Raw genomic sequence first — 23,149 nt, forward strand, 5'->3', positions numbered from 1 at the left:
TTCCTCTCAGTACAACGGCGACGCAGGCAGAAAAAGCTCGGTAAGCATCAGTGGCTTACCGCTCAGCCGCAGGCGGGAACGACGCCCCCACAGCGCTGCATCGCGGCCAATCTCAATAAAATCTCGGGTCAATGTCGATGACGTAAACAGGTAGCGTCCGAGCGGGGTTTTCCCCAGGTTCTGTAAGGCCAGTTCAGGGCCGCACAAGGTTGATTCAGGCACCACAGTCCGTCCGGCAAGCCAGGGTTCACCATCCGCGCATAACAGGATTTCACGTAACCAATAACGAGACTCTTTAGGCAGCAGCGTCAGTTCTTCAGCCACCTCATTTTGCCCAACGAATTCTTCGCGAATCAACGTTACGGTGACCTTTTTCCCCTGCTGCTCAAAACGTTTGGTCATGGAATCTTCCAATAACAACCAGTCGAGCAGTTGGGCGTCCAGCGCCGGAATCGCATCAAAATAACGCAGCGCACGCAGTTGCGTTAACGCAGGGTGTGGCATGCCTTACTCTCCGATTTATAACCTAAAGGCATTGTATCGCAGAAAAGGCATTACGGGGTGAGCAAACACGATTAAGTGATCGGCAGGGCAACATAAGTGTAACAATTAGCATAGAAAGCTAAAAATTACGGGGAACCCTGCCCTCTAGTTAAAAGCAGAGTAATTTTATGTTGTGCTCGACTCTGCTGGCACATCGCAGGTTCTGATTTGCAAAAAATTTAGCTAACCAGTGACCAGTATTACTTGACCGCTATAAACCGACAACGGCAGTGTCAATCACCATGCCCCCTCCACTTCCAGTGTTAAGCGCTGTCCATTTTAGTGATATAACTTTTTCCCTTTAATATCAGCGTATATCAACCAATGTTGACTGTACCGCTGCCGATAACCACGCCGCCGCAGTCAATGACGTCACCGGTTCTGGCGGCAGGCAGGCCGTCAATAAACACAGTGCCTGAACCACTGGCTATCTTACGTGGGTGAGGCGGATGTTTGGGTTTATCGTGGGGTGTCAGTGGGTCGCCCATACGGGCAGCAGGTAGTCCGTCGACAGAAACCGTTGGAGAACCCGCAGTAATAACGGTTTCGTGATAACCATCGTGCTGGGTACCTTTGTCATTAAGTCGGGCCGCTGTAGGCATGAGGAACCTTCATAATATTTAGTCAGTGTAAGTATGAGATGATTTTATTTAATGATGTGCTCAACATGTCCATTCATATATTTAAATTTTGATCCATCCTCAAATACAATGATCGCATTTGCTTTTCCCCATGAGACCCAGTCGATAACTGAATTTCCTGAGTCTGGGGTAAAACCATTGGAAATAATGGGTTTGTTGCCAGAAAAGTCGAGAACCACACTAATACTGCAAAAGCCTTGGTATTCTATTTTATCAAGGCAACGCTCGTTTAAAGTATATGTAATAACTGTCTTAGTGGTAAAGTATTTGTTATTCTTGAAAAAACCCATATCATCATCAAGCATATCATCATCCATGAATGACATGTAATCGGTTTTTGCCTTGTATATATTGACTCCGTTGAGGGTTAGGTAAGAGTAATCATCGGCAGATTTGGATCTTGTTATTTGGTCGAGAATCCCAAGCTTAGTATAATAACAAAATGATGAATCAGAATTGCAATCAGCTATGCCTGTAGATGAGAATATTAGTAAGGTTAAGAAGGTAGTAAAATGTTTGGCCATTATACTGCCTCATTAATTTTTATAATTGTATTTATTAGATCAATATTTTCAGGGATATTTCGGGCTGTTTTCTCATGGCAAAAATAATTACTTAAATCAATGTTTCTATTTATATAATCTATCAGCCATTGCCTGTGTGATTTTACATACCCTGCTATTTTGGACCTTGCTTTGGCTGATTCATCGCCCACCTGTGCTGTTAATAATTTTTTTGCCTTATCTTCATTAATTTCATTTTTAATAAAACGTTTTGCGTCACTCAGACCCAGGTGATGAGTTAAATATATGATCTTGGCCTTTTCAGCATCATTAAGTCCGTCGATATTATATCCTGCCTCTTTCAGCGATGCCAGATTGGCGATGCCATAATCAACTGCGGCCATAATGGCATATTCCGGTTTAAATCGCAGATTTAACCATTGCTGCACGTCTGCCGTTGCATGGTCCAGGTACGGCGTTATTCCTGTGATATATCTGCCATTTTTTAATTCCCTGAGATTTTTCCATTTATCTGTAGAAACCTGAAATTTTTTTTCATATACGATCTCATTTTTTTTGTTTTTTACCACCACACCATTTTCATTGAGTAAGGGCCTGTCTGCTACCAGTCCTTGTTCAGATGCCTTTTCATAAAGATATGTCCCTTCCTTTAACGTCTCCGTCATCCATGTACCATTTAAAAATTGTGTCATACCAGCCGCTGAGCTTTTATATATCGTATTTTGTTTTGTCGATTTTTTTGAATCCTTACACACTGAGGTTGGTTTCCAGACTCCACCACGATATTTAGCCGCTTCAGCATGAATAACTGCCGCAATACTCTGAGGTATAATGCCACTCCGCTCAGATGCGCGAATAATCTCATTCCAGTAAATAACATTCTTACCTAGCATAAGATCATAACTGTTAGGGCAGGTATGGTTTATATGAACTCTGGGCGTGCCCTCAGAGTCTCGGCCAACGTTGATTTTATTAATTTCATCACTTTTACTGTCAGCATTGCCTGCCGGACCGGTTATTGCTGCACTTTTTCCTTTTACTCTTACCTTGGGGCTTGAAATAATAGCATTTAATTTACCTTCCTGAGATATGAATCTGGCAACCTCCTTTATCTTCCCCATACCACTGGACACGGTTATTGTAATTTCAGATTCGGCTTGCACTGTAAATTCATCAATCTTTCCCAGACCGTCAGTTATAAACTCGAAAACCTCACCCAGTGCTGATGTTACTTTAACCTTCAATCCGGAAAGAGGCTTTTCTATCAGATCTTCAAAAGATAACGATAACGAACATTGGTTATCATCTTTCTTTTTTTCTGCGTCAGTTAGAGTGTAATGACATTGAGGAATATTTATTACCTGTCCGGGGTAGATCAACTCCGGGTTTTTTATGTTATTATATTCAGTAAGTTCCTCAACAGAACAGTTATATTCACTTGCAATTTGTCCAAGCGTATCTCCTTTAAGAACAACCACGCTACGCTTATCCGGTGACAATGACCAGATATCATCTAATGGTACAGGCTTATCCTCCTGATCAAGATAACATTTCCAGTCAGCAGACCAGCCAAATAGGCCATCATATTTTGTTGGTTTATCCTGTGGTTCATCAAAAAATGGGGTGGGTTTGCCAGTCACTTTTATTCCTCTTCAGTAAACCGTCTGAATACAAGCTCTTTACTTTGAATACCATCAATACCTTTTATGGACCCAAACATATGATTTAATTCAGGTTCAGTTGTTGTCTGATCCGATTCGTTTGCCCCACCAGAATCCTCGGAACCACTGTCCTCATCTGACAGCGACTTCAATAAGCCTGGTTGCAGAGTCCCTACTGGCGCTCCCGGACTGCCCCCACTGTTGAGGTTTATCTTCGGCCCCATAATGTCCACGCCACCCGGGTGGATAACCACAAACGAACCGCCCACTTTCAGGCTTATCTGGCTGCTGCTCTCCAGGACAATATCGTCTTCCACTTTTATCCCCAGCGCCCCCGACACCTTCCGCGCCAGGTCGCCTTTTACTTCCAGACTGTGGCTGCCTTTCACCAGACTGATATGGTCGCCGCACGTGCTGTTCTCCTGTTTCCCGTCCACCGTCACCTTACGGTCATTCGCCACATACAGCCCGTCATCATGGCTGATGCTCACCATCCGGTCGTTCTTCACCTTCAGCGTCTGGTCGTTGCGTACCGTAATGCTCCGGTCATGCGCCACGGTGATGGTCTGGTCATGCCCGCCTGCATTTTCTTTACCCACCTTCACCGTCTGTCCGAGTTTCACGGTGATATTCTGGTTATTGCCGATGGTTTCCGTGTGGTCGACTTTCACATCAGTGGTGCGGTTGTTCAGCACCTCGGTATCCATGTTCTTCTGCGCATGGATATAGACCTGCTCCTGGCCCGTCGCATCCTCGAAGCGCAGCTCGTTAAAACCACCGCCTTTGTAAGTTTTCGAGCGGATGGCCATCTGCGTTTTGGTGCCCGGCAGACTGCCCGGCGAACGGTTGTCCTGGTGGTAGGTGCGACCCATAATAATGGGCTGGTCCGGGTCTCCGTTGAGGAAGTCGACTATCACTTCCTGGCCCACGCGCGGGATGGCGAGGTTGCCAAATCCGGCTCCGGCCCATGCCTGCGACACCCGAATCCAGCAGGAGCTGTCTTCGTTCCCCGGACAATAACGGTCCCAGTGAAAACGCACCCGGACTCGACCGTGTTCGTCGCAGAAGATTTCCTCGCCCGCCGGGCCGGTGACAATGGCGCTCTGCGGACCGTCAACGGAAGGTTTGGGCAGGGGGGAGGAGCGCCATGTCCGGTCAGCCGGGATGACGTCCAGGCTGTTACTGAGCTTGGTGCCTTCACCCTGGTGGCCATGCTGCGCCTGTGGCTGCTTTCCTTTCAGCACACTGCCGGTGACCTGCCACTCCCGGTTCAGCGTTAATGAAGGGTGGCCGGTGAGGGTGAAACGTTTTCCGGGCCACAGTTTCGGGGAGTTACTCTCGCAGGCAGCGGTTTCAGCATCCTGCCGGTGGCCTTCTGCCTGGTAGCGGGCAAAGTCCTGACCGTGCTGCTCGTCCTTGAAGCGTCCCGGCCAGTCGAAGATTTCATACTGGGTGCGCTGACCGTTCAGGTTCGGGGCGTGATGGCTGAAGTAAGCCAGCCAGCCAGGAGCTTTGAAGGTGTAATCCTGGTTTTCCACCGAGGAAGGGCGTACCTGCGCCCGGTAACGAAACTCGCTGATGCATTCCGTGGCGACTTCGCGGGTATTCGGGTTAAAGGACATCTCACCCAGCGTGGAGACCCCGGCCACGTCATCACAGAGCACCAGTTTCTGGTCGGGGCTGGTCGGGTGGAACCAGTCAAAGAAGAAAATGCCCTCTTCAGCCCACAGTCGGATGAGAAAGCCGAGGTCGGTTTCGCCGTACTGAACGCAGAACTCCCGCGCCGGGTGGGATTCATAAAAGGAGGGCACCCAGTCGGTGACGCCGTTTTCAGTCAGCAGGGTGGTGGAAATGGCCAGGATATCCTGCTGCTGAAAGATACGGAAGTTCTGTCGCAGGCCACAGCGCCAGAGCGGAGGCGAAATAGTCAGGCTGTAGTTCATCTGCCAGCCGCTGTTTTCCCCGGTTTCCATCCCGGTGATGATGCCATGGAGATAGCGCTGTGGGGTGTTACCCTGCCAGATGGTCAGCGTGGCGTTTTTCTCGAGGAAACTGACGGCGGTGAGGCCGGACCAGTCGCTGGCAATATCGACAGTGAGCAAAAAGGGCGTGGAGATATTCTGGTAGAGGGTAAAGCTGACGACAGCGGTTGCCGTCGGCGTTAATCCGTCAACATCCAGCGTAAACCGCAGGCCCTGCTGTGACATGATTTTCTCCGTGACGTATTGATACATTTGCAGAAAACCATACGTCCCGAATAATGCAGGGAAAAGCATTTTGGATAAAATAAGCACAAATTCAGAAAACGTTCAGATTACATGCTATTGCAGAGTAAAAAAATTATCAAATTATATACATATGCCAAATTATTACAGATGTAAAAAGCCACCTAAAAGGGGGCTTAAATACTACCCTTCCAGCCCCAGCTGTATTTGTCTTTCTTCTTCCTCTTTAGCTACCTTGTCCTGGTACCGCACATATCGTCGGATTATTTCTTCGTTTGCCCCTACTGAATCCACAAAATATCCTCTTTGTCAAAAGTGATTACCCCAAAGCTTGTGCTTCCTGAGATAAGGAAACTTCGCGAACAGCCTGATGGCCGTTCGCCCCTTCACAAATCCCATTAACTCGGAAACACTTAAACTCGGTGGGGTTCTGACAACCAGATGTATATGATCTATTTGCACGTTTAGTTCTACTACCGTGCATTTCTTCATACTGCAGTAGATGTAAATACTACGGTAAAGCTCTTTACCAAGGTTGCCCTTGAGGATTTTGTATCTGTACTTCGGGGTCCATACGAGATGATACTGACAGCGATAGAAGACGTGGGAAGCGGATTCATATCTGCTCATGCTATTTACTCCTTGATTTGCTGGTAACAAACCGGGGCAGTATTTAGCATGGGCATTCTACGGGCAAAGCCCCAGATGAACGATCACCACCTCCATAGGAGGTGGTTTAGAATTGATAAAAAAAGGTGCGCCAGGAGACGCACCAGTTGTTGCAAAATCAACAATGTGGGGAGATGTTTACCCCTTGCCTTTTACACTGCTGATAAAGGTGGATCGGGCAGATTTGGATCCCAGACGTTCCGCTTCATCAAGCAGCTTCAGCGCTTTATCAACATCGCCTTTTGCAACTGCATCCTTAATCGCCTGATTAAAATAGCTTTCCGTGTCGTTCAGCATCGGCTCACTTTTCTTCACCGGCTGCGGCGCTGGAGCGGCAACGGCTGCCGCCGGAGCCGCATAAGTCACTGCAGGCGCTGCGGTATTGCCGACAGTGACAGGGCCAGGGCCGGAAGAACCGAACAGCGGCCCCACCAACACACTGGAGGACGAGCTGGTTTTGACTTTTAATTTCAACAGACCATCGGTGGTGTGGCGGGCGATCGGGTCCGGAATATCGGGAACAGCGTTACCGACGCCCTTGGCATAAGCTTTCGCCGGGTCGAGCAGGGTCGTGGTCTGCTGGAGATCTTTATCTGTGGTAAAGACCAGAACATACAGTTTTTGCTGGCCCAGCGCTGGCGTCAAACGCATTACGCCTTCCAGACGATCGGCACTCATCACGCCGGGCTCCTGGTAGGTGAAATAGCTGCTGGGGAAGAACGCAGATGGCGTCATGTTTTGGTCAAGAATTAAGACGTTTGGCGCAAATACGCTGGTTTGTTTGTTGACTTCACTGGTCAGTGTCAGCGTCAACTCGCCAATGTTCGCCGGTACGCTATAGGCCGCTACAGGGCCAGTAATACCAGCAACATCTAAACGCTGACCTGCATTGGCAAGTTGTGTGGACTGAGTTTTGGATTGATCAACTGGCGTCCAGGTTAACTGTTGCAGCGCCGCAGTGGGAATGGTTGGGGCCGCGGTAGTGTTCTGCGGAACAATATTTACATCGGCCAGGCTGATGCCAGGCGCGCTGGCAAATAACCCTGCAGATAAACAAAGGGCAACGAGACTTTTCTTCATTTTCATTGTTATCACCTCAGATAGCATGGGTTCAGCGGTGGCCAGGCAATAGCGCGCTAAACCGTAATCAAGAGGGGCTTGCGCCCCTCTTTCGGTCTTTACGTCAGGTTAGTGCTGAATTACCACCAGATTTCCATCTGAGCACCGAAGGACCACTCATCGCTGTCGCCACGGCTGGTTGTGCTGATACCAGAGTTCGTTGCAGCTGCGTATTTAGATACGTTGTTACCATTTTTGATGTAACCCCACTCTTCATCCCATTTTGCATAGGTTGCGAAGACACGGATTGCCGGACGAGACCAGATGCTGTCGCCAGCCTGCCATTGTTGAGCCAGGGTGATTTTGTACTGGCTGTTGCGATCGCTGGTCTGCTGAGATTTGACGTTGTCGTAGCCGACTTCCAGCAGGGTGCTCATGATTGGCGTCCATTTATACATCGGGCGAATACCGACGGTGTACCATTCGGTCCCCAGGTCGTTATCCATATCGAGGTTCTGGTACATACCGACGTACATCAGGTCCCATTTGTCGCCAAGGGAAATTGCACCGTGGTCAAGCACGCGGAACAGGCTACCGTTGTTATTCACAACATTGTTGGCATAGTTCACGCCATCAATAGTAATGCTAGATGAGCCGTAGGAACCTTGAGACAGGCCTTTGCCCTGAGTGGTCATGGAATCTGTCGCGTACTGAACCACAAACTTGTTGTAGCCCTTCAGCATGCTCTGGGTATGTTCAGCGGTGAACATCCAACCGTCTTTAGATGCGCCGTCTGCCAGGCTGTAGTCGTCGGTGGTGTTAGCACGACCGTAGTCGACGCCCAGCTCCAACATACCATCCGGGTTAGTAGCCATCTGCGCTAAACGAACGTCAAATACATCGTTCGCGGTGTCTTTGGTACGGTCATAGATATTCTGGCTGCTGAACGCGTATGAACCGCCCGCTTCCTGAGAACGGGTTGCGGCCAGAGACAGTTTACCGAAGCCCAGATCGATGTTTTCAATACCAGCACCAGGACCTGAAATATCCCAGTAGTAGAAGTCGATCATGTGCACGTCATGACGCTGATAGAAGCGCTTACCGGCCCAGATAGTGGAGCCTGGCAGCCATTCAATCAGGTTTTTACCCTGCACGTTGGCTTCACGGAAGGCCGGGTCAGTCCCTTCCCAGTCATTTTGCTGTGCAACGGAGTAGGCAACGTTAGTGTCGAAGTAGAAGCTCTTATCGCCCTCTTTCCACACTTCCTGACCTAATTTAATTTCCGCATAGGTTTCACATTCGTTACCAAGACGGTATTTACTTTGTGCACCTGTTGCCTGGAAACATTGTTGTTCACCGCCGCTACCTGTCCAGCCAATGCCGGAACGAGCATAACCATGGAAATCCACAGCCATTGCCTGAACAGACATAATGCCTGCTGCTACAGCAACCGCCAGAGGGAGTTTGCGCAGAGTAATCATCGTTCTATCTCCTGAGATCATTGCTTTTCTTTGAACGCTTCACCTTGACGGATTTGCGTTTTTTTTAATGGGACACCTTAAACGCCCGGCTCTTGGTGCAACCGACGACATGCAGTGCCATCCTCACGGAACAGATGGCAACGCTCTGGCGGCAGGCCGATAGCGAATGTGGCACCCTCTTCTACCAACACCACGTCGTTCTGGCGGTAAACCAGGTTTTGACGGATGGCGGGGATCTGGATATGAATTTGTGTTTCGTGACCAAGCTGCTCGACCACCTGCACTTCACCTTCAAGGGTGACATCGGCGATATCGCTGGGCAGCAGATGTTCCGGGCGGATACCTAAAGACATGTTGGCGCCAACCTGTACCGCATGGCTGTCTACCGGGAGCCATATTTGCTGGCGGTTGGGCAGTTCAACCTGCACCTGATCGATAGCCGTTGCCGTGACTTTCACCGGCAGGAAGTTCATCTTCGGTGAACCAATGAAGCCCGCCACAAAGCGGTCAGCCGGGTAGTGATACAGTTCCAGAGGCTTACCAACCTGCGCTACGCGACCGGCATCCAGCACCACAATTTTGTCGGCCAGCGTCATCGCTTCGACCTGATCGTGGGTGACGTAAATCATCGTGCGGCCAAGACGTTTATGCAGGCGGGAGATTTCAATGCGCATCTGCACGCGCAGAGCGGCGTCGAGGTTTGACAGCGGTTCATCCAGCAGGAATACGCGCGGCTCGGCGACCAGCGTACGGCCAATCGCCACACGCTGACGTTGTCCGCCGGAAAGCGCTTTCGGTTTACGCTCCAGCAGGTGCGCCAGTTGCAGAACTTCCGCAACCTGATTCACACGCTGGTTCATCACCTCTTTTTTCGCCCCGGCCAGTTTGAGGCCGAACGACATGTTCTCCGCGACAGACAAATGGGGATACAACGCGTAGGACTGAAAGACCATGCCCACACCGCGTTCGGCGGGCGGAATGTCGTTCATCCGGGTCTCCCCGATAAACAGGTCACCACTGGTGATGGTTTCAAGTCCGGCGATCATACGCAGCAAGGTCGACTTACCGCAGCCTGACGGTCCGACAAACACCACGAATTCCCCTTCGTGAATGTCGAGATTGATATCTTTCGATACCACCACGTCACCCCAGGCTTTCGTTACATTTCGTAGCTGTACGCTCGCCATGCCCTTCTCCCTTCGTTACAACCTGTCATCGACAGCAACATTCATGATGGGCTGACTATGCGCGATCCCTTGACTGCGTGAATCCTCCACCCCCCGGCTTTTTTATGGGGGAGGAGGCGGGAGGATGAGAGAGCAGCGTCTGAGACCCGGGCCACCAGCCTCAGAGGAATTTCGTGATGCAGCCTGCAAAAATCGGTGGGTTTTTATGTGCGCCAGTACGCAATACTCACATTTATGTAACACAGATCACATAAAGAGCGGGTGGGGCGTAGGGGTAAGGAGGATGGAAAGAGGTTGTCGTATAAAGAAACTAGTAACCGTTAAGCCACCTCTGCAAAATCACCAAACAGGATGGGAACTATGAAAATCAAAACTGGCGCACGCATCCTCGCATTGTCTGCATTAACGACGATGATGTTTTCCGCCTCGGCTCTCGCCAAGATTGAAGAAGGTAAGCTGGTTATCTGGATTAACGGCGACAAAGGCTATAACGGCCTCGCTGAAGTGGGCAAAAAATTCGAGAAAGACACCGGGATCAAAGTCACTATTGAGCACCCTGACAAACTGGAAGAGAAATTCCCGCAGGTTGCCGCGACCGGCGACGGCCCGGACATCATCTTCTGGGCACATGACCGTTTTGGCGGCTACGCTCAGTCTGGCCTGCTGGCTGAAATCACGCCTGACAAAGCGTTCCAGGACAAGCTCTATCCGTTCACCTGGGATGCCGTACGCTATAACGGCAAACTGATTGCCTACCCGATCGCGGTTGAAGCGCTGTCGCTGATTTACAACAAAGACCTCGTTCCAAATCCACCGAAAACCTGGGAAGAAATTCCTGCACTGGATAAAGAGCTGAAGGCGAAAGGTAAATCCGCGCTGATGTTTAACCTGCAAGAACCGTACTTCACCTGGCCGCTGATTGCCGCCGACGGTGGTTACGCGTTCAAGTTTGAGAACGGTAAGTACGATGTGAAAGACGTGGGCGTGGATAACGCTGGCGCGAAAGCGGGTCTGACCTTCCTGGTTGATCTGATCAAGAACAAACACATGAACGCGGATACCGATTACTCCATCGCCGAAGCGGCCTTTAACAAAGGCGATACCGCGATGACCATCAACGGTCCGTGGGCGTGGTCCAACATCGATAAGAGCAAAATCAACTACGGCGTCACGCTACTGCCAACCTTCAAAGGCAAAGCGTCTAAACCGTTTGTTGGCGTTCTGAGCGCCGGTATCAACGCCGCCAGCCCGAACAAAGAACTGGCGAAAGAGTTCCTCGAAAACTACCTGCTGACCGATCAGGGTCTGGATGAAGTGAACAAGGACAAACCGCTGGGCGCCGTTGCGCTGAAATCCTTCCAGGATCAGTTAGCGAAAGACCCACGTATCGCCGCCACCATGGATAACGCCCAGAAAGGCGAAATCATGCCGAACATCCCACAGATGTCCGCATTCTGGTATGCCGTTCGTACCGCAGTGATCAACGCAGCCAGCGGCCGTCAGACCGTCGATGCCGCACTGAAGGACGCGCAGGGTCGTATCACCAAGTAATGCAGTTGTGAACGTGCCGGATGGCGGCATAAATGCCTTATCCGGCCTACATACCCTGTAGGCCTGATAAGCGCAGCGCCATCAGGCACGCTGACCAACAGGTTTTCATTGTTGTTGAGGATTGAACCCCATGGATGTCATTAAAAAGAAACACTGGTGGCAAAGCGACACGCTGAAATGGTCAGTGATGGGTCTGCTTGGGCTGCTGGTCGGTTACCTTGTTGTTTTGATGTACGCTCAGGGGGAGTACCTGTTTGCCATCATGACGCTGATTTTAAGCTCTGCTGGCCTGTATATTTTCGCTAACCGTAAAGCCTATGCCTGGCGCTATGTTTACCCGGGCGTTGCCGGTATGGGGCTGTTTGTCCTGTTTCCGCTGGTTTGTACAATCGCCATTGCTTTTACCAACTACAGCAGTACCAACCAGCTGACATTTGAGCGTGCTCAGGAAGTCCTGATGGATCGTTCGTACCAGGCTGGGAAAACCTACAACTTTGGCCTATATCCGGCGGGTGATGAGTGGCAACTGGCCCTCACCGACGGTGAAACCGGCAAGAATTACCTTTCTGACGCCTTTAAATTTGGCGGCGAGCAGAAACTGCAACTGAAAGAAGCCGAGGCGCTGCCGGCAGGCGAACGTGCAACGCTGCGTATCATCACGCAGAATCGCCAGGCGCTTACCCAATTGACCGCCATCCTGCCGGATGAAAGCAAAGTTACCATGAGTTCGCTGCGCCAGTTTTCCGGCACGCAGCCACTCTATACGCTCGCTGAAGACGGTACGCTCACCAACAGCCAGAGCGGCGTAAAATACCGCGCCAACAACGATATTGGTTATTATCAGTCGATTAACGCTGACGGTAGCTGGGGTAGTGAAAAACTCAGCCCTGGCTACACCGTTGCCATCGGCTGGGATAACTTCACCCGCGTGTTTACCGACGAAGGCATCCAGAAACCGTTCTTCGCCATCTTCGTCTGGACGGTGGTCTTCTCGGTACTGACCGTTATTTTGACCGTTGCCGTGGGCATGGTGCTGGCCTGCCTCGTACAGTGGGAGTCTCTCAAAGGCAAAGCGATTTACCGCGTCCTGCTGATTCTTCCGTATGCCGTACCGTCGTTTATCTCGATTCTGATTTTCAAGGGCTTATTCAACCAGAGCTTTGGTGAAATCAACATGATGCTGAGCGCGCTGTTTGGCATCAAACCGGCCTGGTTCAGCGACCCAACCACCGCGCGTTCGATGATTATTATCGTCAACACCTGGCTCGGTTATCCATACATGATGATCCTGTGCATGGGTCTGCTGAAAGCGATTCCTGACGACCTGTATGAAGCCTCGGCGATGGATGGCGCAGGTCCGTTCCAGAACTTCTTTAAGATAACGCTACCGCTGTTGATTAAGCCGCTGACGCCGCTGATGATCGCCAGCTTCGCCTTTAACTTTAACAACTTCGTGCTGATTCAGCTGTTGACCAACGGTGGTCCGGACCGTCTTGGTACCACCACACCAGCCGGTTATACCGACCTGCTCGTAAGCTACACCTACCGTATCGCCTTTGAAGGCGGCGGTGGTCAGGACTTCGGTCTGGCGGCGGCGATTGCCACGCTGATCTTCCTGCTGGTTGGTGCGCTGGCGATTGTGAACCTGAAAGCCACACGTATGAAGTTTGATTAAGGGAGATAACGACAATGGCTATGGTCCAACCGAAATCACAAAAGTTACGTTTATTCGCAACGCACTTAGGGCTGCTGATTTTTATCGCGGCGATCATGTTCCCGCTGCTGATGGTTATCGCTATCTCGCTGCGCGAAGGTAACTTTGCCACCGGCAGCCTGATCCCGGAAAACATCTCCTGGGAACACTGGAAACTGGCGCTGGGCTTTAGCGTTGAACACGCGGATGGCCGCGTGACGCCACCGCCGTTCCCGGTACTGTTATGGCTGTGGAACTCGGTGAAAGTGGCCAGCATTACCGCGATCGGTATCGTGACGCTTTCCACTACCTGTGCTTACGCCTTTGCTCGTATGCGTTTCCCGGGCAAAGCAACCCTGCTGAAAGGGATGCTGATTTTCCAGATGTTCCCGGCGGTGCTGTCTCTGGTCGCGTTGTATGCTTTGTTTGATCGCCTGGGCCAGTACATTCCGTTTATCGGCCTGAACACGCACGGCGGCGTGATCTTCGCCTACCTCGGCGGTATTGCGCTGCATGTATGGACGATTAAGGGCTATTTCGAAACTATCGACGGCTCACTGGAAGAAGCGGCCGCGCTGGATGGCGCTACGCCGTGGCAGGCATTCCGCCTGGTGCTGCTGCCGCTTTCCGTTCCGATTCTGGCGGTCGTGTTTATTCTGTCTTTCATTGCCGCTATTACCGAAGTACCGGTCGCGTCACTGCTGCTGCGTGATGTGAACAGCTATACCCTTGCGGTAGGTATGCAGCAGTACCTCAACCCACAGAACTATTTGTGGGGCGACTTTGCCGCCGCGGCTGTACTTTCAGCCATTCCGATCACTCTGGTGTTCTTGCTGGCGCAGCGCTGGCTAGTCAACGGTCTGACCGCGGGTGGTGTGAAAGGTTAAGTTTTACCGAAGTACCTGCCCGGCAACGGGCAATGCCACTGCAACCCTCAACTTATGTTATCCCAACCTGTGACTGTTATTCGGCGCTCTACGGAGCGCCCTTTTTTTATGTTATTTTGCATCACTGTTACGATTATTTCCTTTCGTGCTCTCCATCACTGCAATTCTATTTCCTGTCTGAATATAGATAAATTAAACAGAATTAAGATCACAGAAAAGACAAAACGTAATTGCAATGTAAAAAATGATAATTGTCTTCCCTGCCTGTTAAATTCACCATCACGACACTGATCAAAAGAGCTGTATCCTCTAAGGCAGGTCTGAATGAACTCTCAATATAATTCCAGTTATATTTTTTCGATTACATTAGTGGCAACGTTAGGAGGGCTATTATTCGGCTACGACACTGCGGTCATATCCGGTACGGTAGAATCCCTGAATACCGTGTTTGTCGCGCCACAACATTTAAGTGAATCCGCCGCCAACTCGCTGTTGGGCTTTTGCGTCGCCAGTGCGTTGATAGGCTGCATCATCGGCGGTGCACTGGGCGGCTATTGCAGTAACCGGTTTGGCCGCCGGGACTCGCTGAAAATCGCGGCTCTGCTGTTCTTTATTTCCGGTATTGGTTCCGCCTGGCCAGAATTAGGTTTTACAACTATTAATCCAGATAACGCCGTACCTGTTTATTTGGCCGGATACGTTCCCGAATTTGTTATTTATCGTATCATTGGTGGTATTGGCGTAGGTTTAGCCTCAATGCTCTCACCAATGTATATTGCTGAACTGGCACCCGCACATATTCGTGGAAAATTGGTGTCATTTAACCAATTCGCCATTATTTTTGGTCAACTGTTGGTGTATTGCGTTAACTATTTTATCGCCCGTTCTGGCGACGCTAACTGGTTGAATACCGATGGCTGGCGCTATATGTTTGCGTCCGAAAGTATTCCCGCCCTGCTGTTTTTACTGCTGCTGTACACCGTGCCAGAAAGCCCGCGCTGGCTAATGGCGCGTGGCAGACACGAGCAGGCGGAAGGTATTCTGCGCAAAATTATGGGCAGCACCCTCGCCACCCAGGCCATGCAGGAGATCAATCAGTCTCTGGACCATGGTCGTAAAACCGGTGGTCGCCTGCTGATGTTTGGCGCAGGCGTTATCGTCATCGGCGTAATGCTGTCTATCTTCCAGCAATTCGTCGGTATTAACGTCGTGCTCTACTACGCCCCGGAGGTGTTTAAAACGCTGGGAGCCAGCACCGATGTGGCGCTGTTACAGACCATCATTGTTGGCGTGATCAACCTGAGCTTTACCGTGCTGGCGATTATGACGGTGGATAAATTTGGTCGCAAACCGCTGCAGATTATTGGCGCTCTGGGCATGGCCATCGGTATGTTCAGCCTCGGTACCGCGTTTTATACCCAAGCTTCCGGGCTGGTTGCTCTGCTGTCGATGCTGTTTTACGTCGCCGCATTCGCCATGTCCTGGGGACCGGTTTGCTGGGTGCTGCTGGCAGAAATCTTCCCCAATGCGATTCGCGGCAAAGCGCTCGCCATTGCGGTGGCCGCACAATGGCTGGCGAACTATTTCGTCTCCTGGACCTTCCCGATGATGGACAAAAATTCGTGGCTGGTTTCCCATTTCCACAACGGTTTCTCCTACTGGATTTACGGTTGTATGGGTATTCTGGCGGCGCTGTTTATGTGGAAGTTTGTACCGGAAACCAAAGGCAAAACGCTGGAAGAACTTGAAGAACTGTGGGAACCCGCCGCAGAGAAAACCCAGCCAGCCTCTGCGCAGTAACCCTGACCTGCAACACGCCGCAGCCCGATTGCGGCGCGTTGTCTTTTACTCTCGCTTCAGCCGTTTTGAATTACACAGCCACAAGGTGATCACCAGCAGCAGGATCGCCGCGGAATAGATCAGCACATCCATCGGTGCTTTATGATCGACAATGATCAACCGCACAATCGCGGTGATCCCGATATAGACAAAATAGCGCAACGGAAAGTGAAACCCCGACTGAAAGTACTTCACAATCAGCGCGATAAATTCAAAATAGAGGAAGTAAACCACCAGCCCTTCCACCAGCTCATACTTGCTGGTTTGTTCCGGCGCGAACAGCACATCCGCCAGATGCAGCGTTTCTTTCCCGAGGAATACAACCAGGATCAGGCCCAGACTCAGCAGTCCCAGATTCAACACGGTCTGTAAGATGGTGGAGATAAACTCCACGCGCGGACGAGATAGCGACGTCATAACAGCACCTCTTACTCAGTGGCGAGGTTCCTGTATAACGCAAAAATGTGACAGAGATCTACATTTTTTGTTTATGTTTTGTGCAAGAAAGGTCAGCGGGGAATGATGAATGTCACGACACATTTCACAGGATGAAGTATGCAGCTAAGACAATCCGCTGTCCGCAACGTTACCTGCGGTGAGAACGTGGTGATTTATGAACCCGCAAATCTCTACAATTGCACATTGGGTGACAACGTTTTTGTCGGGCCATTTGTTGAAATCCAGGGTAATACGCAAATTGGCGCAGACAGCAAAATTCAGTCGCACACCTTCATCTGCGAATATGTCACCCTGGGCGCCCGCTGTTTTATCGGTCATGGCGTGATGTTCGCCAACGATATGTTTCGCGAAGGAAAACCCAACGCCGACCGCAACAGTTGGGGAAGAATTTCGATTGGCAACGATGTCTCAATCGGCAGTGGAGCGACCATTCTGGCGGTCACCATCTGCGATGGCGCGGTCATTGGTGCGGGGAGCGTGGTGACCAAATCGATCACCGAGAAAGACGTGTATGCAGGAAACCCGGCAAAATTATTGCGTCGCCTGTAACTTGCCTGCTGACGGCGCAAATGCCTTATCCGGCCTGCAGTACAGGCAGTTTGTAGGTCGGATAAGCGTAGCGCCATCCGGCTGGCAAACGGCTCGATTACCGGAAGTTCTCACTTCTGTCGCTGGTCATGTCGTACAGACCAAACTTACGTCCAAGCTGCTGGCCGCCATCACGCGTTAACGGCGTCCAGCCAATCGCCGCACGGCTGCGGGTCGGGCCTGACGAGAACAGATCCAGCGGCACGGATACGTACACCCCTTTGGTAAAATCACCCTCTCCGTACTCATCCGGCGAGGCGTCGGTGATGGTCGCATAGCCGCCTACCACAACGCCACTGTCAAAGCGCTTCGCCACTTCCAGCGTTCCGCCCTTATCTCCCGCCAGATACTGACCCACGCTGGCTTTCACCAGTACATCCTGAGCGAATGACGGATTCCAGTACGCCGTCAAATGCCCGGTCTTCACGCTGTAGTCGGTGAATTTCATCATGTCCTGCGCGCTACGCCAGTCACGCTGTTTCACGTAGTTGGCATCAACACCAAACGCCCAGTTGCTGTCCAGCGGACGATACAGCACTTCTGCCCCCGCTCCGCCGTACATGGTTTCCAGATAGCCACCGTAAACCTGTCCGTAGAACCCGTTTCCGAGTGACTGGAAGTAGTTGGCCTGTAGGTTATTCACGTAGACATCGTTTTGCACATACTCGCGCACATGGGTACGCACTCGTGGCAAATGCGAATCCTGCGGCGGGTTGGTGTAGTTAAATTTGTCATAGTTATTGGCGAGGTTGGCGAACAAACTCCCGGTGGTCAGCAGGTGATCGGTAACCCACCAATCCGCCGTTCCCATCACGCCCAACTGATACATATAGAAGTTTTCCGGGCCGCCCACCGACTGGTTAAGCACCGGATCGATGTGGAAATCGAAGCGTGACTTATCGATATACCAGCCCTGCTCGGTCGTTTTCGGCACCACGGGCTCAACGCGTTTTTGCGCCAGCTGGGTTTCATGGCCCAACGGTTCGCCTTCCAGATGACGCTTGAGGCTGGAAACCTCCGTTTCGGTCGTCACCTGCGGCAAGTTAAGACGATTTTCCGCAATACGGATCGTGCGGATCCCGTCGGGAAGATCGTTCATCACGATCCGGTTGGCACGTTCGATCCCTTCGCGCGAATCACGATATTTCACCTGTTCGCCGGTCACATACAGCGTATCGCCCTGCACCTGAATTTTAGGATCGGCCAGTCCGGCGTTATATTTCAGCAGCGTTAGCTGATTAGCTACCACCGAATGTTGCAGGATGGCATCCTGCGGCTGTGGCTGATATTTCGGGCGGGCGTTGTCGTTATAGTTTGGCCGCAGATCGTTGAAGTTTGTCCGCAGCGTGACCCCAAACATAAAGGTGTTCCCGCGCTCATAGCTGAGGTTAACGTCGGCCCAATCGGTGACGCGATAAATAGCGCCGACGTTAAACTTGCTCTTCTGATCCAGCTTGCCCGCAAAATCCTGCTGGTAATTGTTTCCCTCATACTCCAGTTTCAGACGCAACGGCTGCCAGGGCGTCTGATACTCGATGCCGCCAAACAGCGATGCCGGGCCGTGGAACATCTGGCTGCCGTCAATAGAACCGGCCTGCTTGTAGCTGTTATCGCGATAGCAGAATTTATCACTGTATGAGCAAAACGGATTGCTGACGTTACCGCTGGTCCCGAGATAACCCCAACCCAGACCAAGCGAGAAATCAAACGGCCCCCAGGCTTTATTCGCCACAATATACTCCGCATCGAACAGGCCAGTTCCGCCAATATCTCGCGCGCCAACCGCCACCTGCGGCATCCAGTAGCTCTCTTCCCACAGCCGTAGTTTGAGATCAAAAGCTTTATCCTTGTAAGTCTGATCGCCAGAAAACGACTCCACACTACTGTATTTTTTGGTACGCACATCGGTGTAGCGCAGCGTGGTTTCCAACCACGGGAAGAGCTGCACCGACGCAGAGTAGTAGCGGTACTGATCGTTATCGCGGTAATTAAGGCTCATTTCGCCCTCACGTGCCATGCGTGCGGTTGGGGTTTGCAGCAGCCCCACGCCGCCAAAATCGGACTGCGAAGGTCCAATGGGCGCGGGCCAGGTTTCACCGTGGCAGGCAACGCTTACGCCCAGCGCCAGTAAGCTGAGCAGGTAAGTTTTTCTCATTATTCGGGTATCCGCTGGGTCAGGGTGCGAAGAATGTCGGCATTAATTTCATCCGGGGTGCTGCTCCAGACAGCATCAGAGAGTCCGACATAAATGATGCTGCCGGGCATCGGCTCAACGTGACGTTGGTTCCAGTAAGCGACCGGTACTTTTTGCGTGCGTCCGTCAGGATAGATAACCCAGGCGAAGCTACGATCCGCGCCGCTGAGCCGACTTTGCCCATCGAGATAACTGGCAACATCACGCCCGGGCATAAACGGTTGTTTGCCCGGATGGCTTAGCAGGCCAAACAGCGTGATATGCGTTGGCTGTGCTCCGACCCACAGCGTGTAATTGCCCTGCAACGGCGGGTTGCCTCGCTCGCTGACGCGCACAACATCCGGGTCAAGATTAATCATCTGCCTGCCAGTCACCTTCAACGCCTGAATCTGCTGGCGTAATGTGTTGATAGCGGCAGCATCGTCACCGCTTTCTTCAGCGCCCAGCGTCGCCAGGCGAGCCAGTAATGCCTGCTGCTGACGTTCCGCCTCCGTCGTTGCCCGCTCTTCGCTGATAACCGCGCCTGGCCACCAGCTATTGCTCAACCGCGGCTGTCCAACCAGGTCGAGCAGATGTTCGGCCCCGGTCAGCGTTTTTGGCTCTTCGCTGGCGGAGGTAAAGACCTTAACGCTGCCCGCAGCAAAAACAGACGCTGCGCTCAGGTTCAACAGCAGCGCCATAACGACTCGTTTGATCATGATTTTGCCGCCTTAATCAGCGTGGTTTTCACCGGGAAGTAATGCGCGCCTAGATACTGTTCCGACTGGCGAATCTGCCCTTCACTGTCGATCCAGTAGCGGTTATGCCAGCGCGTTTGATCGGTAGTTATCTCTTCATCGAGGATCCGTACCGGGGTGTCATCGCTGCCGACCTTGATGGTGTCTGCGCCATCCCATTTGAAAACCGATCGCGCGGTGGAATAGCGTACCTGCTGATGTTCAGTCCAGCCCATTGTGCGGGTCCACGTTGCGCCATCGACTATCTGATTGGGTTTGATGAGTGGGTCTGCCGCCAGATTATTCACCTCAATTAGGTTGTCCCCGCCGAGATGCGTTTTCACAATGCGCCCATGCTGCGTGACGAGAATAGCCCGATCCTGAGTCACCCATTTCTGCTGTCCGTTTTCCGCAAATGCGAGTACCACAAACAACTGGGGACCGCCGTTTAGCTGCATATACTGGCTGGCGTAGGGCATATTTTGGATTTCATCGTCCGTCATCTGTACGCCGGGAGTACCAAACACGCTATCCCACAGCGAATGCCCCAACCCTTCGGTGGTGGCTGAGCACGCCTGCAGTAACAGGCAAACCATTATGAGCGCTGGTCGCTTCACGACGTTTCTCCGCATTATTGCCGGGTGGCGCGACGCTTATCCGGCCTACAAATCCCACATACATTTGGCAATTCAAAATAACCACACCGAAGTGTGGTTAGAATTAAACGTACCTCTATTACTGGGTACTGGTGGTTGTGGTGGTTGTAGTTCCGGTATTAGAACCATCGCCGCCACCGGTCGCCGCCAGGGCGACCCCCACTGCAGAACTTACGGTGCTCACGCTGGTTGCGGAGGAACTTCCTGCCGAAACCGACGCGGCAGCCGACCCTGCTGCCTCACCCACCTGAACGGGGGCGGCATAGACAGAAGTCGCCGCAAGCGCAGATATAGCCCACAGGCCATACAGAACTTTTTTCATCACAAATTCCCTTCATTGTATGAATGGAGATTTACCCAAAAGAATTTCGGGCGAGATCGAGTATACACAAGCCAAAGTGTGCAAATTACGCCACGCGGGAATTTAGGATAATTAGATAACGAAAGGAAAAATGATTAAAAAATACAACAAAGACAAATAAATCAATAAATTAAAATATAAAAATTAAAATGCAATATCCGGTAAATCCGAAAACATCAGAAATTGAATAACATTAATAAAATTATTTTAGGATTAAGCTCAATTAAGGTATGAAGTTAAAACGTAGATATCCTGGAGCATTCTTATAAAAAAGCCGATATTAATATCGGCTTTTTATTTCATTAATGCCGGATGCGGCTAAACGCCTTATCCGGCCTACAAGTGTGTGCTATCAGGCACGCCAGGACTTATAACGGTTAATCAAACCGTTGGTAGAACTGTCGTGGCTGCTCACTTCGGAACCATCTTTCAGCTCTGGCAGAATGCGGTTCGCCAGTTGTTTGCCCAGCTCAACGCCCCACTGGTCAAAGGTGAAGATGTTCAGGATAGCGCCCTGAGTGAAGATTTTGTGTTCGTACAGTGCAATCAGCGCACCCAGGCTGAACGGCGTGATTTCGCGCAGCAGAATGGAGTTCGTTGGGCGGTTACCTTCGAACACTTTGAACGGCACAACGTGGTCCAACGTTGCCGGATCTTTACCCTGGTCGCGGTATTCCTGCTCAACCACTTCACGAGATTTACCGAATGCCAGTGCTTCGGTTTGCGCGAAGAAGTTAGACAGCAGTTTCGGATGGTGATCCGACAGCGGGTTGTGGGTGATGGCCGGCGCGATGAAATCGCATGGAACCATTTTGGTGCCCTGGTGGATCAGCTGGTAGAACGCATGCTGGCCGTTAGTACCCGGCTCACCCCAGATGATTGGGCCAGTCTGGTAATCCACCGCATTGCCGTTACGGTCAACGTATTTACCGTTGGATTCCATGTTGCCCTGCTGGAAGTAGGCCGCGAAACGGTGCATATACTGGTCATACGGCAGAATTGCTTCGGTTTCGGCACCGAAGAAGTTGTTGTACCAGATACCGATCAGCGCCAGCAGCACCGGAAGGTTTTTCTCAGCCGGAGTGGTGGAGAAGTGTTTGTCCATCGCATGCGCGCCGGAGAGCAGCTCAACAAAGTTGTCGAAGCCTACGGACAGGATGATGGACAGACCGATTGCAGACCACAGGGAGTAACGACCGCCAACCCAGTCCCAGAACTCGAACATATTGGCAGTATCAATACCAAACTCGCCAACCGCTTTACCGTTAGTGGAGAGCGCTGCGAAGTGTTTGGCAACGTGCTTGTTGTCGCCTGCGGTCGCCAGGAACCAATCACGCGCGCTGTGGGCGTTGGTCATGGTTTCCTGGGTGGTGAAGGTTTTGGAAGCGACCAGGAACAGCGTGGTTTCCGGGTTCACTTTCTTCAGCACTTCGGCAATGTGCGTACCATCGACGTTAGACACAAAGTGCATGTTCAGGTGATTTTTGTACGGACGCAGCGCTTCGGTCACCATGAACGGGCCGAGATCAGAACCGCCGATACCGATGTTTACTACATCAGTGATGGCTTTACCGGTATAGCCTTTCCAGCTTCCGGAGATGATCGCTTCAGAGAAGGATTTCATCTTCTCCAGCACAGCATTCACTTCCGGCATGACATCTTTGCCGTCAACGATGATAGGCGTATTGCTACGGTTGCGTAGCGCCACGTGCAGCACGGCACGGTCTTCAGTGCGGTTGATTTTCTCACCGGAGAACATGGACTTGATGGCACCCGCCAAATCGGTTTCTTTCGCCAGATCCTGCAGTTTAGCCAGCGTCTCTTCAGTGATGCGGTTTTTGGAGAAATCCACCAGCATCAAATCGTCAAACGTCGCGGAAAACTTAGTGAAACGATCGCTATCTTTCGCGAAAAGATCCGCGATAGTAACGTCTTTCATTTCTTCAAAGTGTTTTTGTAGTGCCTGCCAGGCTGAGGTCTGCGTTGGATTGATGTTTTTCATTAGCAATACTCTTCTGATTTTGAGAATTGTGACTGAGATCGATTGTAACGCCAGTCACAGAAAAGTGTGATTGTTTTAATGCCATTGCCAGGGCATCCGCCAAACGTGGCTAAAAAGTATAGCGGTTATCAGCGTTGTTATTAGTACCGTTACTCAACGCAGTTGCAGCATGAAAAATCCGCATAATCCCAGCGTTGACAGTGCAAGCTACAC

Annotated in this window: 19 protein-coding genes and 1 pseudogene; 5 read left to right on the forward strand and 15 right to left on the reverse strand. The window is 51.3% G+C overall.

Annotated features, from left to right (window positions below):
* Positions 1-6: 6 nt before the first annotated feature.
* From ubiC to malK, 9 genes and pseudogenes are all read right to left on the reverse strand, one after another.
* Positions 7-504, reverse strand: coding sequence for a chorismate lyase (gene ubiC / locus OGY04_RS09835; RefSeq protein ID WP_003826587.1), 498 nt, complete (start codon positions 502-504; stop codon positions 7-9).
* 356 nt (positions 505-860) lie between these two features.
* Entirely contained in the window at positions 861-1,145 is a 285-nt protein-coding gene (locus OGY04_RS09840; RefSeq protein ID WP_267452283.1) for a type VI secretion system PAAR protein, read from the reverse strand.
* 44 nt (positions 1,146-1,189) lie between these two features.
* On the reverse strand, positions 1,190-1,708 hold the full coding sequence (locus OGY04_RS09845) for a hypothetical protein (protein WP_286585194.1): 519 nt from the start codon (positions 1,706-1,708) through the stop codon (positions 1,190-1,192).
* Positions 1,708-3,348, reverse strand: a complete 1,641-nt coding sequence (locus OGY04_RS09850; protein WP_286585196.1) for a LysM peptidoglycan-binding domain-containing protein — start codon at positions 3,346-3,348, stop codon at positions 1,708-1,710. Before OGY04_RS09850 ends, OGY04_RS09845 begins: the two co-directional genes overlap by 1 nt.
* A 2-nt stretch (positions 3,349-3,350) precedes the next feature.
* Positions 3,351-5,576, reverse strand: coding sequence for a type VI secretion system Vgr family protein (locus OGY04_RS09855; RefSeq protein WP_286585198.1), 2,226 nt, complete (start codon positions 5,574-5,576; stop codon positions 3,351-3,353).
* 201 nt (positions 5,577-5,777) lie between these two features.
* A pseudogene (tnpA, locus tag OGY04_RS09860) lies at positions 5,778-6,224 on the reverse strand (IS200/IS605 family transposase).
* A 177-nt stretch (positions 6,225-6,401) separates the two neighbouring features.
* On the reverse strand, positions 6,402-7,349 hold the full coding sequence (malM, locus tag OGY04_RS09865) for a maltose operon protein MalM (RefSeq protein ID WP_286585200.1): 948 nt from the start codon (positions 7,347-7,349) through the stop codon (positions 6,402-6,404).
* 113 nt (positions 7,350-7,462) lie between these two features.
* Positions 7,463-8,803 (reverse strand): maltoporin, encoded by a 1,341-nt coding sequence (locus OGY04_RS09870; RefSeq protein ID WP_048215133.1) that lies wholly within the window; start codon positions 8,801-8,803, stop codon positions 7,463-7,465.
* A 77-nt stretch (positions 8,804-8,880) separates the two neighbouring features.
* The gene (gene malK / locus OGY04_RS09875; RefSeq protein WP_048215134.1) at positions 8,881-9,990 is read right to left on the reverse strand and encodes a maltose/maltodextrin ABC transporter ATP-binding protein MalK; all 1,110 of its coding nucleotides are present in this window, start codon (positions 9,988-9,990) and stop codon (positions 8,881-8,883) included.
* A gap of 360 nt (positions 9,991-10,350) precedes the next feature.
* Between malK and malE the strand changes: the two genes are divergently transcribed.
* The 4 genes from malE (at position 10,351) to xylE (ending at position 15,921) form a co-directional block, all read left to right on the forward strand.
* The gene (gene malE / locus OGY04_RS09880) at positions 10,351-11,541 is read left to right on the forward strand and encodes a maltose/maltodextrin ABC transporter substrate-binding protein MalE (RefSeq protein WP_003031680.1); all 1,191 of its coding nucleotides are present in this window, start codon (positions 10,351-10,353) and stop codon (positions 11,539-11,541) included.
* Positions 11,542-11,671: 130 nt separating this feature from the next.
* Positions 11,672-13,216 (forward strand): maltose ABC transporter permease MalF, encoded by a 1,545-nt coding sequence (malF, locus tag OGY04_RS09885; protein ID WP_137377440.1) that lies wholly within the window; start codon positions 11,672-11,674, stop codon positions 13,214-13,216.
* 14 nt (positions 13,217-13,230) lie between these two features.
* Positions 13,231-14,121 (forward strand): maltose ABC transporter permease MalG, encoded by an 891-nt coding sequence (malG, locus tag OGY04_RS09890; RefSeq protein ID WP_003826575.1) that lies wholly within the window; start codon positions 13,231-13,233, stop codon positions 14,119-14,121.
* Positions 14,122-14,445: 324 nt separating this feature from the next.
* Positions 14,446-15,921 (forward strand): D-xylose transporter XylE, encoded by a 1,476-nt coding sequence (gene xylE, locus OGY04_RS09895; RefSeq protein WP_008786913.1) that lies wholly within the window; start codon positions 14,446-14,448, stop codon positions 15,919-15,921.
* A 45-nt stretch (positions 15,922-15,966) separates the two neighbouring features.
* On the opposite strand, the gene psiE is transcribed toward xylE, so the two are convergent.
* Complete coding sequence (gene psiE, locus OGY04_RS09900; protein WP_003031674.1) at positions 15,967-16,377, reverse strand: phosphate-starvation-inducible protein PsiE; 411 nt, start codon at positions 16,375-16,377, stop codon at positions 15,967-15,969.
* Positions 16,378-16,515: 138 nt separating this feature from the next.
* Here psiE and OGY04_RS09905 point away from each other — a divergent pair, with 138 nt between their 5' ends.
* On the forward strand, positions 16,516-16,968 hold the full coding sequence (locus OGY04_RS09905) for an acyltransferase (RefSeq protein WP_286585203.1): 453 nt from the start codon (positions 16,516-16,518) through the stop codon (positions 16,966-16,968).
* A gap of 97 nt (positions 16,969-17,065) precedes the next feature.
* Here the strand turns inward: OGY04_RS09905 and OGY04_RS09910 are convergent, their stop codons facing one another.
* The 5 genes from OGY04_RS09910 to pgi all read right to left on the reverse strand — a co-directional run bounded on the left by OGY04_RS09910 (position 17,066) and on the right by pgi (position 22,936).
* Positions 17,066-19,162 carry a YjbH domain-containing protein gene (locus OGY04_RS09910; RefSeq protein WP_286585204.1) on the reverse strand — a complete coding sequence of 699 codons (2,097 nt, stop codon included), beginning with the start codon at positions 19,160-19,162 and terminating at the stop codon, positions 17,066-17,068.
* Positions 19,162-19,899 carry a capsule biosynthesis GfcC family protein gene (locus tag OGY04_RS09915; protein WP_286585205.1) on the reverse strand — a complete coding sequence of 246 codons (738 nt, stop codon included), beginning with the start codon at positions 19,897-19,899 and terminating at the stop codon, positions 19,162-19,164. Before OGY04_RS09915 ends, OGY04_RS09910 begins: the two co-directional genes overlap by 1 nt.
* Positions 19,896-20,534 (reverse strand): YjbF family lipoprotein, encoded by a 639-nt coding sequence (locus tag OGY04_RS09920; RefSeq protein WP_286585206.1) that lies wholly within the window; start codon positions 20,532-20,534, stop codon positions 19,896-19,898. Before OGY04_RS09920 ends, OGY04_RS09915 begins: the two co-directional genes overlap by 4 nt.
* A gap of 118 nt (positions 20,535-20,652) precedes the next feature.
* On the reverse strand, positions 20,653-20,895 hold the full coding sequence (gene yjbE, locus OGY04_RS09925) for an exopolysaccharide production protein YjbE (RefSeq protein ID WP_003826562.1): 243 nt from the start codon (positions 20,893-20,895) through the stop codon (positions 20,653-20,655).
* Between the two features lie 391 nt (positions 20,896-21,286).
* Entirely contained in the window at positions 21,287-22,936 is a 1,650-nt protein-coding gene (gene pgi / locus OGY04_RS09930; protein ID WP_003826559.1) for a glucose-6-phosphate isomerase, read from the reverse strand.
* Between the last annotated feature and the right edge of the window lie 213 nt (positions 22,937-23,149).

This window comes from Citrobacter sp. Cpo091 (genome assembly GCF_030332645.1).
Classification (GTDB): Bacteria; Pseudomonadota; Gammaproteobacteria; order Enterobacterales; family Enterobacteriaceae; genus Citrobacter; species Citrobacter portucalensis.